This is a genomic window from Mesorhizobium sp. AA23 (assembly GCF_001672435.1).
Taxonomy (GTDB): Bacteria; Pseudomonadota; Alphaproteobacteria; order Rhizobiales; family Rhizobiaceae; genus Mesorhizobium.
Genome location: NZ_LYTP01000032.1, coordinates 67,719 through 83,982, shown reverse-complemented (window position 1 = coordinate 83,982; position 16,264 = coordinate 67,719). Strand labels below are relative to the sequence as shown.

General features: G+C 62.5%; 16 protein-coding genes. 5 read left to right on the top strand and 11 right to left on the bottom strand.

Annotated elements, in window-relative coordinates:
* The first annotated feature begins 17 nt into the window (after positions 1-17).
* Entirely contained in the window at positions 18-461 is a 444-nt protein-coding gene (locus tag A9K66_RS27115; protein WP_067330172.1) for a MarR family transcriptional regulator, read from the top strand.
* A gap of 87 nt (positions 462-548) precedes the next feature.
* Here A9K66_RS27115 and tdh read toward each other — a convergent pair whose 3' ends face one another.
* From tdh to A9K66_RS27100, 3 genes are read right to left on the bottom strand one after another with little or no spacing between them, the layout of a single operon-like run.
* Positions 549-1,583 carry an L-threonine 3-dehydrogenase gene (gene tdh, locus A9K66_RS27110; protein WP_067329829.1) on the bottom strand — a complete coding sequence of 345 codons (1,035 nt, stop codon included), beginning with the start codon at positions 1,581-1,583 and terminating at the stop codon, positions 549-551.
* Positions 1,584-1,623: 40 nt separating this feature from the next.
* Positions 1,624-2,067 (bottom strand): SRPBCC family protein, encoded by a 444-nt coding sequence (locus A9K66_RS27105; protein ID WP_067329826.1) that lies wholly within the window; start codon positions 2,065-2,067, stop codon positions 1,624-1,626.
* Positions 2,068-2,094: 27 nt separating this feature from the next.
* Positions 2,095-3,282 carry a glycine C-acetyltransferase gene (locus tag A9K66_RS27100; RefSeq protein ID WP_067329823.1) on the bottom strand — a complete coding sequence of 396 codons (1,188 nt, stop codon included), beginning with the start codon at positions 3,280-3,282 and terminating at the stop codon, positions 2,095-2,097.
* A gap of 300 nt (positions 3,283-3,582) precedes the next feature.
* Here A9K66_RS27100 and A9K66_RS27095 point away from each other — a divergent pair, with 300 nt between their 5' ends.
* Entirely contained in the window at positions 3,583-5,652 is a 2,070-nt protein-coding gene (locus A9K66_RS27095) for an EAL domain-containing protein (protein WP_067000493.1), read from the top strand.
* On the opposite strand, the gene A9K66_RS27090 is transcribed toward A9K66_RS27095, so the two are convergent.
* The gene (locus tag A9K66_RS27090) at positions 5,649-6,077 is read right to left on the bottom strand and encodes a MarR family winged helix-turn-helix transcriptional regulator (RefSeq protein WP_067329821.1); all 429 of its coding nucleotides are present in this window, start codon (positions 6,075-6,077) and stop codon (positions 5,649-5,651) included. The two genes, A9K66_RS27095 and A9K66_RS27090, sit on opposite strands and share 4 nt — an antisense overlap.
* Positions 6,078-6,380: 303 nt before the next feature.
* On the opposite strand from A9K66_RS27090, the gene A9K66_RS27085 reads away from it, so the two are divergent.
* Entirely contained in the window at positions 6,381-6,650 is a 270-nt protein-coding gene (locus tag A9K66_RS27085) for a hypothetical protein (RefSeq protein WP_245307707.1), read from the top strand.
* A 124-nt stretch (positions 6,651-6,774) separates the two neighbouring features.
* Here the strand turns inward: A9K66_RS27085 and A9K66_RS27080 are convergent, their stop codons facing one another.
* Together A9K66_RS27080 and A9K66_RS27075 are read right to left on the bottom strand one after the other, a co-directional pair.
* A complete protein-coding gene (locus A9K66_RS27080) occupies positions 6,775-7,317 on the bottom strand; it encodes a hypothetical protein (RefSeq protein WP_067329818.1) in 543 nt (180 codons plus the stop codon).
* Positions 7,318-7,617: 300 nt separating this feature from the next.
* On the bottom strand, positions 7,618-9,663 hold the full coding sequence (locus tag A9K66_RS27075) for an NADH:flavin oxidoreductase (RefSeq protein WP_067329815.1): 2,046 nt from the start codon (positions 9,661-9,663) through the stop codon (positions 7,618-7,620).
* Positions 9,664-9,863: 200 nt separating this feature from the next.
* On the opposite strand from A9K66_RS27075, the gene queF reads away from it, so the two are divergent.
* The gene (queF, locus tag A9K66_RS27070; protein ID WP_067330169.1) at positions 9,864-10,325 is read left to right on the top strand and encodes a preQ(1) synthase; all 462 of its coding nucleotides are present in this window, start codon (positions 9,864-9,866) and stop codon (positions 10,323-10,325) included.
* A gap of 16 nt (positions 10,326-10,341) precedes the next feature.
* On the opposite strand, the gene A9K66_RS27065 is transcribed toward queF, so the two are convergent.
* The 5 genes from A9K66_RS27065 to A9K66_RS27045 form a co-directional block, all read right to left on the bottom strand.
* On the bottom strand, positions 10,342-11,106 hold the full coding sequence (locus A9K66_RS27065) for an alpha/beta fold hydrolase (RefSeq protein WP_164748338.1): 765 nt from the start codon (positions 11,104-11,106) through the stop codon (positions 10,342-10,344).
* 124 nt (positions 11,107-11,230) lie between these two features.
* Positions 11,231-11,818, bottom strand: coding sequence for a hypothetical protein (locus A9K66_RS27060; RefSeq protein WP_067329810.1), 588 nt, complete (start codon positions 11,816-11,818; stop codon positions 11,231-11,233).
* 4 nt (positions 11,819-11,822) lie between these two features.
* On the bottom strand, positions 11,823-12,296 hold the full coding sequence (locus A9K66_RS27055; protein WP_067000473.1) for a DUF3828 domain-containing protein: 474 nt from the start codon (positions 12,294-12,296) through the stop codon (positions 11,823-11,825).
* A 100-nt stretch (positions 12,297-12,396) separates the two neighbouring features.
* Positions 12,397-14,046: an ABC transporter substrate-binding protein gene (locus tag A9K66_RS27050; RefSeq protein ID WP_067329806.1), complete on the bottom strand. Its 1,650-nt coding sequence runs from the start codon at positions 14,044-14,046 to the stop codon at positions 12,397-12,399.
* A 217-nt stretch (positions 14,047-14,263) separates the two neighbouring features.
* Positions 14,264-15,304 (bottom strand): proline racemase family protein, encoded by a 1,041-nt coding sequence (locus A9K66_RS27045; RefSeq protein ID WP_067329803.1) that lies wholly within the window; start codon positions 15,302-15,304, stop codon positions 14,264-14,266.
* Positions 15,305-15,551: 247 nt separating this feature from the next.
* On the opposite strand from A9K66_RS27045, the gene A9K66_RS27040 reads away from it, so the two are divergent.
* Entirely contained in the window at positions 15,552-16,235 is a 684-nt protein-coding gene (locus A9K66_RS27040; protein WP_067000956.1) for a GntR family transcriptional regulator, read from the top strand.
* Positions 16,236-16,264: the final 29 nt, after the last annotated feature.

Here is a 16,264-nt window from a genome sequence, read left to right as displayed (position 1 = left end):
CATCGATGGTGCGCCAAATGAAACCGGAAATTCTCGAGCTAGAAAACTTCCTGCCCTACCGGCTCTACCGGCTGGCCGACACCGTGAGCCGCGAATTCTCGCGCATCTACAAGGAGCGCCACGGTCTGACGCGGCCGGAATGGCGCACGCTCTCAGGCCTCGGGCAGCGCGGGATGATGACGGCGACGGAACTCGGCGAGCAGTCGGCCATGCACAAGACCAAGGTGTCGCGCGCGGTCGCCGAGCTCGAACGCCGGCGCTGGCTGACAAGAGCGCCGGACGAGAACGACCGCCGCGTCGAGCATCTGACGCTGACCAAGGCGGGGCTCGCCGCCTATCGCGAGATGGTGCCGCTGGCGAAGGCGTTTGAAAGGGAGCTGCTGGCGAGGCTGAGCGCGGAAGAGCGAGCGGCGATTGTCAGGGGGGTGGCAGCACTGGAAGAGGCTTTATCTTCTTCGTAGCGATCCTTCACACCCCCTCTGTCCGTCCGGCAGGCCAAAGGGGGTGCTGTCCCGCCAGCATTGCCAGGATGCTGCTTCCACCAAACTCTACCAGTCCATCACCACTTTGCCGGAACTACCGCTCCTCATCGCATCGAACCCAACCTGGAAATCGTCAATGCCGATACGATGCGTGATCAGACCCGAGACATCCAGCGGCCCCTGCACCAGGGCGATCATCTTGTACCAGGTCTCGAACATCTCGCGGCCGTAGATGCCTTTGAGATGCAGCATCTTGAAGATGACCTTGTTCCAGTCGATTTCGAAACCGGTCGGCGCGATGCCGAGGATGGCGATCTTGCCGCCATTGTTCATGGTGTCGATCATGTCGCGGAAGGCGGGCGCGGCGCCCGACATCTCCAGCCCGACGTCAAAACCTTCGGTCATGCCGAGTGCCGGCATCACGTCGCGCAGCTTCTCCTTCGAGGCGTCGACGACATGCTGAACGCCAAGCTTGCGCGCCAGATCCAGCCGGACGGGATTGATGTCGGTGATGACCACCTTCCTGGCGCCGACACACTGCGCGACCAGCGCGCCCATGATGCCGATCGGGCCGGCGCCGGTGACCAGCACATCCTCGCCGACCAGGTCGAAGGACAGTGCGGTGTGGACGGCATTGCCTAATGGATCGAAGATCGCTGCGATCTCGTCCGGCACGTCGTCGGGGATCGGCACGACATTGTGCTGCGGGATCGCTACATACTCGCCAAAGGCGCCGGGCCGGTTGACACCGACGCCGAGCGTATTGCGGCAGAGATGCCCTCGCCCCGCGCGGCAGTTGCGGCAGTGGCCGCAGACGATGTGGCCCTCGCCCGAGACGCGCTGTCCGACCTTGTATTCGGTGACGGCCGCGCCGAAATCCGCGACGGTGCCGACGAATTCATGGCCGGTCACCATCGGCACCGGCACGGTCTTCTGCGCCCACTGGTCCCAATTGTAGATGTGGACGTCGGTGCCGCAGATCGCGGTCTTCCTGACCTTGATCAGCACGTCGTTGGGGCCGATTTCCGGCACCGGCACTTCTTCCATCCAGATGCCCGGCTCGGCCTTGGCCTTCACCAGCGCCTTCATCATGTTGGACATCGAACACTCTCCAGAAAATCTTCCCTGTCCTGACGGATCATCAACCTGCCGCTTCCAGGATGCTCTTCAGTCGCAGCAGATCGCGATCGGTCGAACGCCGGACAGCCACGGCTATGAGCGGGGTCATGAGACGGGAAAAGCCGGCCGGCGAGCCGCGATTCCGGAGCGTCATATGCGTGCGGCCTTCGCCGGAATCCCGCCATCCATAGCTCGTCTCCATCGGAAACGGTCCTTCGTCGGATCGCATCACCAGCCTCTCGCCCGGCACGAGATCCAGGATCTTGTAGGTATAAGCGAGCCGCCGTCCGAGGAACTGCGCCTCGAATGCAATTCTCGATCCTATCTGGGCCGGTCGGGGAGTCTTCCATTCCACCGACTTGATGTTGACGTACCAGCGCGGAACATTGTCCGGATCGGAAGAAAAGGCGGCGACAACCGCGCGCGGCCTGGCGATCTCGATACTGCTCGTTACATCGATCGCCATGGCCCTTTTCCATTGCCGGCGGTAGCGTCAAGCGATTACACCCAGTTCCTTCCCGACCTCGCCGAACGCCTCGACGGCGCGATCGATATCGGCGCCGGAGTGCGCCGCCGACATCTGGGTGCGAATGCGCGCCTGGCCCTTCGGCACCACCGGGAACGAAAAACCGATGACGTAGATGCCACGCTTCAGCATGCGAGCCGCCATCTCCTGCGCAAGGGCGGCGTCGCCCAGCATTACCGGGATGATCGGATGATTCGCGCCGGCAAGCGTAAAGCCGAGCTTGCCCATTTGAGACCGGAAGCGTTCCGCATTGGCATATAGGCGGCGGCGCAGCGCATCGCCATTGCGGATCAGCTCGAAGACTTTCAGCGAGGCGCCGGCGATCGCCGGCATCAGCGTGTTGGAGAAGAGATAGGGCCGCGAGCGCTGACGCAGCCAGTCGACCACCTGTTTCTTCCCCGCGGTATAGCCGCCGGACGCGCCGCCCAGCGCCTTGCCGAGCGTGCCCGTGATGATGTCCACCCTGCCCTCGACGCCGCAGTGCTCGGCCGAGCCACGGCCGTTCTTGCCGACGAAGCCGACGGCATGGCTGTCATCGACCATGACCATGGCGTCGTATTTCTCGGCGAGCTCGCAGACTCCTTGCAGGTTGGCGATGATGCCGTCCATCGAGAACACGCCGTCGGTGGCGATCAGCCGGAAGCGGCGGTCCTTCGCCTCCTTCAGCCGCGCCTCGAGGTCGGCCATGTCGTTGTTGGCGTAGCGGAAGCGCTTGGCCTTGGAGAGCCGCACCCCGTCGATGATCGAGGCGTGGTTCAGCGCGTCCGAGATGACGGCGTCCTCCTCGCCGAGCAGCGTCTCGAACAGGCCGCCATTGGCGTCGAAGCAGGAGCCGTAGAGAATGGTGTCGTCCATGCCAAGGAAGGATGAGATGGTGGCTTCGAGCTCTTTGTGTTCTTCCTGGGTGCCGCAGATGAAGCGCACCGACGCCATGCCGTAGCCGTAGCGGTCGAGCGCCTGCTTCGCCGCATCGCGCAGCTCGGGGCTGTCGGCGAGGCCGAGATAGTTGTTGGCGCAGAAATTCAGCACCTTCTGGCCGGCAACCTCGATCAGTGCCGACTGCGTGGAGGAAATCACCCGCTCGGACTTGTAGAGCCCGGCCGATTTCAGGCCTTCAAGCTCGTTGTCGATGTGGGAGAGAAACGCTGCGCTCATCGTATGGCCCTATTTTGTTTGATGCGGACTGTCGCGCTGCGGACAAGAAAAATCCATCGCAAAAACGACCGCTTCGGTGGCGTTGTGCAAGCCGCGCCGCAGCTCCTTCAGCGCAGCCGGACAAGGATGTCTTCAAATGCGACGATCTGCGAAAGGACATAATAACCATCCTGTCAGCTTTGTCGCGCCGCCGGCTCCGGCACCGTGCCGGTTTGCCGAGCTGTTAACCCTTTCACGTCAAGGGTTCTGGCGCCGCATATTCATGGCAGGAATCCGTCGATCGGGAGGGGTCACTCAGTTATGTCGCAGCAGCCGGTGCACAGCGTTTCGCGCAAGCTGATTCTGCTGATCAAGAGCGGCTACTGGCTGGCCTTGCTGATCATCGCCGCCATGGTGATGGCTTCCTTCATCCTGCTGCAGCAGTTGATGGCGCAGCAGCAGCACAATGACGCACTGCTCAACATCGTCTCCACGCAGAAAGCGCTGTCGCAGCGCATCGTTTTCCTGGCCAGCGCGACCGGTGCCGCCCCGCGCGACAAGCAGCCGGCGCTGGTCACCGCGCTCAAGCAGGCAACGGGCGAGTTCGAGACCAATTACGACCGGCTGCTCAAGGAGACCGGCGCCGATCCGCTATCGCCGGCGCGCAACGATCCGCAATCGATCGAATATGTGCTGTTCAGCAAGCCGTTCCATCTCGACTATTTCTCGGTCGGCCTTATCGCCAACGGCGATCGACTGGTTTCATCATTTGCATCCCAGCTCGGCATGCAAAGCGACGGCTATAAGGGCGGCGGCGAGCGCGTCGGCCTCGACGCCTCCGTCGCCAATGCGACTTTGTCCGGCTATGCCGCGCTCGGCCAGCGCATCAGCGCCTTCGCCACCGAGCGGTCGGATGAGATGCTCAGCCTGCACCGCACGCTGTTCTTTGCCACCATCGGCGTCATCGTGCTGGTCGCGCTATTCATCTTCCGGCCGATGTCCAAGGCCATCCTGCGCAAGACGCATGAACTGGTCGACGCCCGCAATTCGATGGCCTTCATCGCCGTGCATGACGGCCTGACCGGCTTGCACAACCGCACCTTCCTCACCGATCATTTCGACACGCTGATCAAGGGCGCGCATCGTCGCCGCGAGCGGCTGGCGGTGATCCAACTCGACCTCGACCGCTTCAAGCAGATCAACGACACGCTGGGGCACGCGGCGGGCGACTATGTGCTTGTCGTCACCGCGCAACGCATGCGCGATTCCTGCCGCGCATCGGATCTTTGCGCCCGTCTGGGCGGCGACGAGTTCGTGATGATCCTCAACGGCGCCGGCAGCACCGAGGACATCCATGCACTGGCCAAGCGCATCATCGCCAACATCAACGAGCCGATCACCTTCCAGGGCACGACCATAATGCCTGGCGCCAGCGCCGGCATCGCCGTCTATCCAGTCGACGCCGACAACGCACAGGACCTGCTCGTCCATGCCGATCTCGCCCTCTATTCGGCCAAGAAGCTCGGCGGCGGCAGCTTCTCCTTCTTCTCCGAAGAGCTGCGGCGCGAGCTCGACTACCGCAAGCAGCTCGAGCAGGACATCCGCACGGCGATCGCGGAAAAGACCTTCGAGGTCTATTTCCAGCCTCAAGTGTCGCTCACCAGCGGCAAGATCAGCGGTATCGAAGCACTGGTGCGCTGGAAGCACGCCACGCGCGGCATGATCTCGCCCGGCGAATTCATCCCGGTGGCGGAGAAGTGCGGCTTCATGCCGGATATCGGCCGCATCGTCATCAGCAAGGCGATCAACGAAGCCGCCGAATGGGATCGCGCCGGCATCGATTTCGGACGCATCGCCGTCAATGTCTCGGGCACCGAGCTGCGCGAGCCGGATTTCGACAATTTCCTGTTCGGAACGCTGGAGCGGGCAGGGCTTGCGCCGCAGAAGCTGTCGCTGGAAATCGTTGAATCCGTCATCCTCGATGACGAGAAGACCGGCATCGCCGCCAAGCTCAGGCATATCCGCGCGGCGGGCGTCCATCTCGAGCTCGACGATTTCGGCACGGGCTATGCTTCACTCAGCCATGTCAACCCGAACGAGATCGATCGGCTGAAGATCGACCGCCGCTTCGTCCAGAACATCAACGAGAACGGCGACAACACCAAGATCGTGCGCGCCATCACCGAGCTTGCCCGCGGGCTCGGCATCTCGATCGTCGCCGAGGGCGCGGAAACGGAGGCCGAGCTCGACTCGCTGATGGCGATCGGCTGCGACCAGGTGCAGGGCTATTCGATCGCCTTCCCGATGCCGCAGGACAAGGCGCGCGAATGGCTTACCGCGCGCAGCCCGAAGAAGGCGAAGCTCAAGGTGCTGCAGGGCAGCCGGGCTTAACCTCCCACATTCGCCCGAAGCGCTGCCAGCACCTCGGCGAATTCCGCAAGCCGGTCGTCCGGCAGCCCAGCTCTCAGCCTTTTGTCGAAGGCGACGGCCTCGAGGCGCAACTTCTCGAACAGCGCTTCGCCGGTTTCGGTCAGCGCCACCTGATGCACCCTGCGGTTCTGCGGATCGCGGCGGCGCGTCAGCAGCCCTTGCGCCTCCATGGCGTTGAGGTGATGCGTCAGCGTCGCGCCCTGGATGCCGATCATGCCGGCAAGCTCGCGCTGGTTGGCCAGTTCCTTCGACTTGACCGAGAGCAAGGTCACCCAGACCGGCAGCGTTCCGCCGACCTCCACCAAGGCAGCGTCAAAGGCCTGCGCCACCAGTTTGGCGGTGCGCGCGAGATTCATGCCGATGGGCAGGCGATCAAATGGCGTCATGGCTGGACCCTAAAACAAGCAACGGGTTGGCGAAACTTCGCACGAAGCGTTGACATCTAACTGTTAGATATCTAACTTTGTCTTATTAACGTTGTCGGACCCAGCCGATAGGCAAACCCGACAGGCAAAGCGTCACACCGGTGGCGGGGCGAACGAGAGGAATGCAGTCATGCAATATGTCTACATCGTCGTCATCGGCCTGCATGTTATGGCCGGCGTCTTCTGGGCCGGCACGACCATTGCGGGCCCGTGATCCGGAGATCAAGGCGGAGCGCTTTATCCGGCCGCAACTCGGCGCCTGGCATGGTCTTCTTGACCGGTCTGCTGCTCTGGTATTTCTTCCACGAAGGCGCTTTCGGCCCGATGGAAATAGTGCTGGCGCTGGGCATTGCGATGGCGCTGATCGCCGCCGGCGTGCAGGGCGCCCTGGTCGCCTCTTCCAGCAGGCGATTGGCCGGTGCCGATGCAGCGACGCAAACGCAGTTGCGCGCGAAAATGACCAAAGGCGAACGCCTCGCCGGCGGGCTGCTGGTCGTCACCGTATTATGCATGGCCACGGCCAGGATGTTCTGAGCCGTCAACGGCTCGCGCGGTACCGGTGCAGGCCGGCGGCCGCGCGCGGCGCACCGGACCAACGCGGCAGGTGGCTCTCCTTGAAGGTCCGGTGCGTTTCCGTGGTGCGGCCGTCACCGGTGCATCAGATCACCTCAACGGAACCGCCGCGCAGTTTTTCCCGTCGCAGCTTTATATAGGTCCGCATATTCGGCGCGATGCGAAAACCTTCCAGTCTGACGTCCTGAAGCGCTGCCGCCCAGCCAAGCGCTTCATAACGGCCGCCATATGTTTCGATCGTCGCGGCGAGATCCTCGCGGCCCAGTTGCCTGGCCAAGATGGCGCAGGCCGCGACCCGCGTTTCGATCGAGCGGCAATATTTGGGTGCGAATGCCAAGCCGCCGTCGGCGAGGTCGTCGACCTCGTGCGCAAGCTGCAGGAACAGGATGTCCTCATCGCCGGCCGGCACGCCCTCCTGCAGAAGGCGCTCGGGGTCGCCGGTGTCGAATTTCATGGCGCCGACGCGGGCGACGAGGCCTTCAGCCCTCGGCCCGATCCGCGCCTCCAGCCATTTCCGGTGCGCCTCGCTGCGCCTGCTGGACCTGCCGTCCGGATACTGGCCGCTATCATAGGCAGCATGGAACATCGCCGCGAGGACGAAATCGAGATCCCTTTCGAAATGCGCCACAGACGAGGCGGCGCCTACCGCATAGCAGATAAAAGGCCGTTCCTGACTTTCGATAGCGGCCGTTGAACATCGCGCATGCCACGCGATAGGCCTTCTGCACGCGTAGAAGATCGCCCAACGAGTGCCCGGACTCGTGCAATTGGATATAGAGCGCCGTATTGGTCTGGCGCGGAACGAACAGATCTTTTCCGGTCAAGCAAGCCCCCGACTATGCGACCCCGGTTGCAGCCCTCCGAATCCGCGCCCGAAAATTGCAAATAAGATCTGTCAGGTCTAGCCTGGCCATTGGAGGACCGAGGTTCAGATCCGGATGCCGAACCTGATGCCGTCATAGATAGCGGCGTGGATGTTGCGCGAGGCGACTGCGTCGCCGATGCGGAACAGAACAAAGCCGCCTTCCGGATTGCGCGGCGGAAAAATGTCGCCGCCGCTTACCAGCCGCTCGTAGTCGACCGCGCCGCCATTCTTCGACAGCGGCTTCAGCGCGAGGTAGAGATCGTCGAGCGGCGCGGTGCCATGCTCGACCACCACCTGGTCGACGCGCCGCTCGCCGCGCCAGCCATCGGCGAAGTCCGACGCCAGCTCGGCGATGAGTTGGTTACCCTCGCGTCGCACGGAGCGCAGACGAGTGTTGATGGTGACGGTGACGCCTTTCTCGTGGAAAGCCCGCATATAGGGCACGTGGTTCAGGCCGCCCATTTCCGGCGCGAAGAAGCGTTCGGGCGAGACCAGCTCCAGCTTCGAGCCGCTGTTGGCAATCAATTCCGCCGCGCCCATGCCCTGATGGCCGCCGTTGTCGTCATAGAGCAGCACGTTCTCGGCCGGCTTGACGCTGCCGGCCATAATGTCCCAGCTCGAGGTGACGAGATTGTCGCCCGCTGCCAGCGGCGGGTTCTGCGGCAGGCCGCCGGTGGCGACAATCACCACATCCGGCAACAGAGCCAAGACATCGTCTTTTTCGGCCCATGTGTCGTAGCGGATCTCGACGCCCAGGCGATCGAGCTCGGCAAGCCGCCAGTCGATGATGCCGATCAGCTCCTTGCGGCGCGGATTTTGCGTCGCTAGCCGCACCTGGCCGCCGGCCTGGCTGGACGCTTCGAGGACCGTCACCTGATGGCCGCGTTCGGCGGCGACGCGCGCCGCTTCCAGACCACCCGCCCCGGCTCCGACGACCACCACCCGCCTCTTCGGCCCTTCGCTTTTCGCGATGACATGCGGGATCGTCGCTTCGCGGCCGGTGGCGGCGTTGTGGACGCAGAGCGCCTCACCGCCTTCATAGATGCGATCGAGGCAGTAGGTGGCGCCGACGCAAGGCCGGATCTCGTGCTCGCGCCCTTCCATTACTTTCCTGATGATATGCGGATCGGCGATGTGGGCGCGCGTCATGCCGACCATGTCGAGCTTGCCGGAGGCGATCGCATGACGCGCCGTGGCGACATCGGAGATCCGCGCCGCGTGGAAAGTCGGGAATTTCGTCGCCGCCCTCACCTCGCCGGCGAAATCGAGATGCGGCGACGAGCGCATTCCGGTCACCGGGATGACCTTGGTCAGCGCCGCGTCGGTCTCGATCGAGCCGCGGATGATGTTGAGGAAATCGACCTTGCCGGAGCCAGCCAGACGTTTCGCGATCTCGACGCCCTCGTCCTTCGACAGGCCTTTTTCGAAATCCTCGTCGGCGACCATGCGGATGCCGACGACGAATTTCTCGCCGACCGCGGCGCGAACCGCATCCAGCACCATGTTGGTGAAGCGCAGCCGGTTTTCGAGCGAGCCGCCGAAATCATCGTCGCGATGGTTGGTGGCCGGCGACCAGAAGCCGTCCATCAGATGGCCGTAGGATTCGAATTCGATGCCGTCGAGGCCGGCCGCCTGGCAGCGCTGGGCGGCGGAAGCATAATCGGCAACGATGCGCTGGATGTCCCAGTCCTCGATGGTCTTGGGAAAGGCGCGATGCGCCGGCTCGCGCACCGGCGAGGCGGAAAGCACCGGCAGCCAGTCGGCCTTGTTCCAGCCGGTGCGGCGACCGAGATGGGTGATCTGGATCATGACCTTGCAGTCATGCTCATGACAGGCATCCGCAAGTTCGGCGAGCCACGGCACGATGGCGTCGTCATAGACATGCAGGTTGCCGAAGGCGGCCGGGCTGTCGCGTGACACGATGGCAGAGCCCGCTGTCATCGTCAGCGCCATGCCGCCGTTGGCCTTCTCGGCGTGGTAGAGCCGGTAGCGCTCCTTCGGCATGCCGTCCTCGGAGTAAGCCGGCTCATGGCTGGTCGACATCACCCGGTTCTTCAGCGTCAGGTGCTTGAGCTGATAAGGTTGGAGAAGCGGGTCGTTGCTGGTCATCGTCTTCCTGCCGTATCAAAATTGCGCGGGAGCTGCTCCCGCTTCCATTTCACGCATCGGATTCATCCGAAAACCGCTGCGCGGCTTTCGCTCCAATGCTAATGAGCCGCCAAACACGCCGGGTCCGTTCGATCGCGGCGCACTTTCAACTGATTGCACCTGCCGCCCTTGCAATCATCGGCGGCAGCGAGGAGCCATCGATGACCGACGCCAAAAACCTGACCCAGCTCGGCAAACACGTCGAGACGCCGCAGAGTCCCGAACAGGCAGTCCTGGAAACCGTGCCGTTCGAGCGAGGCGACGGCCCGCCCGCGATCGTGCGCTTCACCTGCCCGGAATTCACCTCGCTCTGCCCGGTCACCGGCCAGCCCGACTTCGCCCACATCGTCATCGACTACGCGCCCGACAAGACGCTGGTGGAATCGAAGTCGCTGAAGCTGTTCATGACCTCGTTCCGCAACCATGGCGCCTTTCACGAGGAATGCACCGTCATGATCGGCCGCCGCATCGTCGAAGCGACCAAGCCGCTCTGGCTGCGCGTCGGCGGCTACTGGTTCCCGCGGGGCGGCATCCCCATCGACGTCTTCTGGCAGACCGGCGCGCCGCCCGAAGGCGCCTGGCTGCCCGACACCGGGGTCGCGCCATATCGCGGGCGCGGGTGAGTTTATCGAGCGGCCATCAGACATGGCCGGCCGCATTGGTTCGGCACAGGTTGGTCGCAAGAAACGGAACGACCGAAATGCGATAGCGTTGCTGGTCGTGGCGCAACAGATCGACATGACCGGCGCCGTTGAACCAGACCAATTGCGAGGCAGCGGCTTTTTTCAGCGCCATTACCTGCCCGTGGTCTATAAAGGGATCCTCGCCGCCGGCGAGCAAGAGTAACGGCTTGCCGATTTTGCCGAGGCGGTCGACCGGCCTGACATCGTCGGCGCTTATTCCGAGCCGAAGCGGCATCTGCGCCAGAAGGACATCCGCTTGGAGGCTACGCAGCATGCTGAACGGCATTCGACGAGCCGTCGTCTCGCGCAATGTCGCGTAGAGCTGTTCCAGCACGTAGGCATCGGCGATCGCCTTCGGTGCAGCAAAGACAAAGGCTGCCGCTCCCAGCGAGGATCCCACGGCGCCGATCTTTTGCCCGGGGAAGCGCTGTCGGGCATATGTCAGGATGCGGACAGCGTCCTGCCCTTCAAAGTAGCCGAAGCCTTGTACGGTTCCGCCGCTCTCGCCGTGCCCCGACAGATCGAACAGGGCAACCGAATAGCCGCTATCGGATAGCAGTTTTGCGCGTTGCAGCATCGCTAGCCTGTTGGCGCCGCGCCCGTGCAACAGGACGATCGCACCGCAACTGTCCTTTCGACCAATCACCCAACCGACAAGTTCGGGCGCACCAGCCTGGTTGAGCACGACGCGCTCGACGGGCACCTCGCTCGGCGCCGTCAAGTTCTGACGGAGCCCGCGGGCGATCAGCGTTGTTCCAGCCGCCCAGTCGGCCGCGCAAAGTCCGATAATCGCCGCCGCAAGGATAGCACGGAGTTTCATCTGTGATGCCCTGACCGCGACTTCATCATTCGCACTGGTACTGGCTGAGCGCCCATTCGCCGGTGACCGACAGGAGGTCGGAGATCTTCCAGTCGCCGCCGACCTTCTTCAGCTTCCATTCGAGACGGTGCTGGTGGCCTTCGACGACGAAGACGACCACCACCTTGGCCTCGTCACCATTGATCGCTTCGATGGTGCGCAGGCTCTTGTCGATGGCGAGCTTGTCGTAATCGGCATTGTCGAGCGCCATGTTGGGATCGAGGCACTCGCCCTGACCCGAGGCGCGCAGCGCGTCGGCTTTGTCGAGTACGCTCTTCGCCGGATCGCTGAAGTTCTTGCGCTGGCTGGGGTCCAATTCCAGCCCGAGATGCTCGTAGAAGGGCTTCACCACCGCCGTCGGCGATCCGGGCAGGACGGGCGCAGCTGGCGCCGGTTCGGCCGGCTTGCTTTCAGGCGTTGTGGCCGGCGCCGACTTCTCGATCGCCGGCGCATTGTCGCCAGAGGACGCGTTCGGCGGCGGCGAGCCGAACAGTCCTTGCCCGTAGGCGCCGCCGTTCAGCCCCGCGGTCAGCATCGACAAGCTCGACAGCGCGAGGACCAGACGCCGAAGCACGGCGTCACTCCGTCGAGGAGCCGCATTCCAGCGCGCTGAGCGTCCAGTCGCTGGTTTTGGAGGTGATGTCGGCGATCTTCCACTTGCCGTCCACTTTCTTCAGCGACCACACCATTTCGCGTTTGGAGTCATCGCCTTCCGGGAAAAGATTGAAGCTTGCCGTCACCTCGGCGGTGTCGCCATTGACGGCCTCGGCAAGCTTCAGCGTCTTCGACACGGTCTTCTGGTCGAAATCCTGGGCGTCGAGGCCTGGGTCGAAGTCGATGCAGGATACCTCGTCGGGCTTCTCCTTGCGGGCCTTGTCGTTGGCTTCGAAGAGCTTGGTGACCGGCTCGGTGAAGCGGTCGCGGTATTTCGCGTCCGCCTCGAACTTCACTTCAGGCACATAGAAGAACTTCACGGCGTTGGAAGCCGGCCCGGCGAGTGCCGCGGCAGGCAAGGCGATCGAGATGGCAACTGCCAGCATCATCGGTCTCATGCAGGATCTCCGGATGGTCGGCGGCGTGGTGGCACGATCACCACCACGCATCCTGCATATCGGCTTTTTCGCGGCGCATGAAGTCCTTGCGCTGCGCGCCTTAAGCTTCCAGCCAGACGTTCTGGAAGTCCATTTGATAGGTCTGGTGCATGGCGTAGTTCTTCACCTTCTTGTTCATGTGGCAGTAGAGCTTCTGCCAGAACGGCTGGATGATGACGCCGGAGTCCTGCAGGATCTGCTCGACGTCCTTCATCACCTCCTTGCGCTTGGCGACGTCGATCTGCGACAGCGCCTCCTTGAGCTTGGCGTCGAAATCCGGGTTCGAGAACGCGGTCTCGTTCCAGGCCTCGCCGGTGCGATAGCCCAGCGCCAGCACCTGCACGCCGAGCGGGCGCATGTACCAGATGGTCATGGAATAAGGATATTTCGTCCAGTCGTTCCAGAAGGTCGAACCGGGCAGCACCGTGCGCTTCACCTTGATGCCGGCATCGCGCAACTGGCCGGCAATCGCGTCGCCGGTGTTCTTCTGCCATTCGTCCTCGACGGTGATCAGTTCGTGCTCGAAGTCGGCCTGCCCGGCGTCGGCCATCAGCTTCTTGGCGCCCGCCGCGTCCCGTTCCTTCTTCGGCAGCGGGTAATATTCCGGATGGATCGGGCTGACATGATGGTTTTCGCCGACCGTGCCGCGGCCGGCGTAGCCGAGCTGCATGACCTGGTTGTTGTCGACGGCCATCTGCAGCGCATTGCGCACTCGTTTGTCATCGTAAGGCTTGTGGGTGATGTTGGTGCGCGCAACGAGCGTGGTCGCCGTCGCGACTTCCGATTTCACCAGCTCCATCTTGTCGAGGGGGTCGATGAAGTCGGCCGGCGTCTCGAAATCGAGGTCGATCTCGCCGGAATCGAAGGCATTCAGCGTGGCGTTGAAGTCGGTGCCGTAGTCGATGAACTCGACCCCGTCGAGCGGCGCTTCGCCACCCCACCACTTGCCGTTCTCGCGGCGCTTGACCACGGCTTTCTGGCCGACATCGTAAGACACCAGCTCGAAAGCCCCGGTGCCGATCGGCTTCTTGATCGGATCGGCGCCGTCCTTGTCGAAGTTGCGATGCACGACCAGCGCCGGATAGTCCGTGAAACCCGGGATAATCGCGATATCGGCCTCGGACAGCTTCAGCTTGACCGTATGGTCGTCGACCTTGGTGATCGCGCCATCCCTTGCCTTGCCGGTCTTGGCGTCGACCAGCGCGCCGACGCGGGCGGCCATGGAATTGCCGGAAGCCCCCTTCTCGCACCAGCGATTGAGGTTGAAGACGACGTCATCGGCGTTGAAGGCATCGCCGTTGTTCCAGGTGACGCCTTTGCGCAGATGCAGCGTGTATTCGGTGGCGTCGTCGTTGACGTCCCAGCTTTCGAGCAGCACCGGCTCGAAAGTGAACTGGTGCGTGTAGCGCACGAGCGGCTCTAGCCAGGTGCGGGTGACGTTCGCCATCTCGGTCCAGTCATACGTGCGCGGGTCCTTCTGCGCCTTGACCGACATCGCGACATGCAGCGTTCCGCCTTTCTTCGGCTCTTGCGCCAGGGCTTTTGTCGGCGCGGCAAGGCCGATCATGCCATAGGCGAACGCCGTCGACGCGCCGAAGGCGCTTGCCAGCGCCAGGAATTCGCGCCGGTCCACGCGGCCCGCGCGCGCTTCTTTAGCCATCGCCTCGATGGCGGCAGGAACGCGATCACCGTTGCTTTTGAAGATTGTCATTTTTTCCTCCCATGTTGCGAAACATTGGCCATCCTGGTGCACTTTTTTCAGCTGTAGATGGCGCCTGCAGCGTGAGCGTGCGTCCAGACGCTGCCTTGCCTGAGATAGTGAGAACTCGCCCCATCCTGCGGCATTTCGAATATCGTATACGAGCCTTGTTGAGCGTCAAGCTTCTCGGGGCATGAGCTGGAGAAAGATGCCGGGCGAAGAACCACCTTCACACCTTCGCACGCTTCATCGGCCAGGTGTCCGCCACGCGATAGCCCGCCGGCCAAGGATCTTCAGGATCCAGCATGTGCTGATGGATGCCGGTGATCCAACCGCGACCGCTGATCTGGGGGCGTATTGCGGGCATACCGACAACCTCCGTGGTGCCGAGAATCTTGCCGTGAAATTCTGACCCGATGATGGACACACCGGTGAACCAATCCTCGGCTGTCATTTGACCCTTCGCGTGCAAGAGCGCCATGCGGGCCGACACCGCCGTTCCGGTCGGCGATCGGTCGAGCTTGCCAGGTTTTATCGAAACGACCGATTTTGCGCGGAGGCGGTTGCCATCCTGGGTGATGGCGCCGGCAAAAAGACAGAACGAATGGTGGCGCCAATCGGGACGCTCAGGGTGGGAGAACGCCATTTGTCGATTGGCCGCATCGGTGATGCGCACCCCAAGTTCGGCGAGATCACGAGCCTCGTCGGTTTCAAGCGCTAACCCTAGGGCAGGTGCGTCCACGACGACGAAACTGTCGCCTCCATAGGCCGTGTCGACCGTGATGGTACCGAGGCCATCGACCTCAAGCGGCACACCGACCCTGTTGGCGAATGATGGTACGTTTTCGACCGTGATGCGCTGGGCTTTTCCTCCGGCACAGTCGGCCCGCACGCGTACCAGACCGCCCGGCGCCTCGAGCACCATTTCGGTTACCGGCTCCTGCATGGGGATGATCCCGGTGTCCAGAATTACCGTCGACACGCAGATCGAATTGGAACCGGACATCGGGGGTGTATCCTCCGGTTCCATTATGATCCAAGCCATCTGCGCATCGGGATGCTTCGGAGGGACCAGAAGGTTGACGTGCCGGAAGACGCCGCCGCGCGGTTCGTTGAGAACGAAGTTACGAAGTCCGTTGTCTTCTGCGATCCATTTGCGCTGGTCCCAGACGGTGTCTCCCGGCGGAGGAGAAACTCCGCCAACGATGACATCCCCGACTTCGCCCTCCGCGTGGCAGGAAACAACATGGATGACTTTCGTGCTTCGCATTCGGGAGTCCCCAGAGCCGCGGCTTCCGATTGGATATCGTATACGATCTTCGGCTCTCGTCAAGGCTCGATTGAGGGGAAATGCGCCAGTCGCTGCTGATCGGCCGGGCTCAAAAGAGCCCACGCCGGACGGCATCTCAGGCCATGCAGACACTCGGGTTGAGCAGAATCGCGAGCGTATTTGATCGCGAACATCGTCTACGATATCTATGTTTGCAGATCTGACGCTCCGTGCGGAGACTCTACACGTGCCATTTGCATTTGCTGACATTCCCGATTTGGGTGCCGCCCCCACCGCTTCCGACGTGGTTTTGAAGTTCATCCGCGGAGCAATCATATCCGGGTCGCTTGATGAGGGCGAACCGATCAGGCAAGACGACGTCGCCCGCATGTTCAACATCAGCAAGATTCCGGTGCGCGAAGCTTTGAAGCGGCTCGAGGCAGAGGGATTCGTGGCATTTCAGCGAAACAAGGGCGCAATTGTCGCCAGCATGTCGGAACCGGAGATCGTGCAGATTTTCGAGGTCCGAGCCATGCTGGAATCGAACGCAATTCGGCTTTCCCTTCCTCACATGAACGAGAAGACCTTCGATAAAGCGCAAGCAAGTTGCGACTCCTTTGCGAAGGAAACCGACGTCGGCCGCTGGGCGGAACTAAATTGGGAGTTCCATTCCAGTCTTTATCTAGACGCCGGGCGACCATATCTGCTCCGCATGATCCGGTCGGTTAACGATCGCATCGAGCGCTATCTGCGAGTTCAGCTGACGATTTCCGGCGGTCATGAGCTTGCGGATCGAGAACATCGCGAAATCCTGGCCGCCTGCCGCGCTGGCGAGACCGAACAGGCCGCAAAGTTGGTCTACGATCATATTATGAACGCCTGTCAATCGCTTCAGAAACACCTGGCGAACGGTAAGGTGCGCGCTGGCTGAGCCATTGGCTTGCTGTCAGTCACGATTGC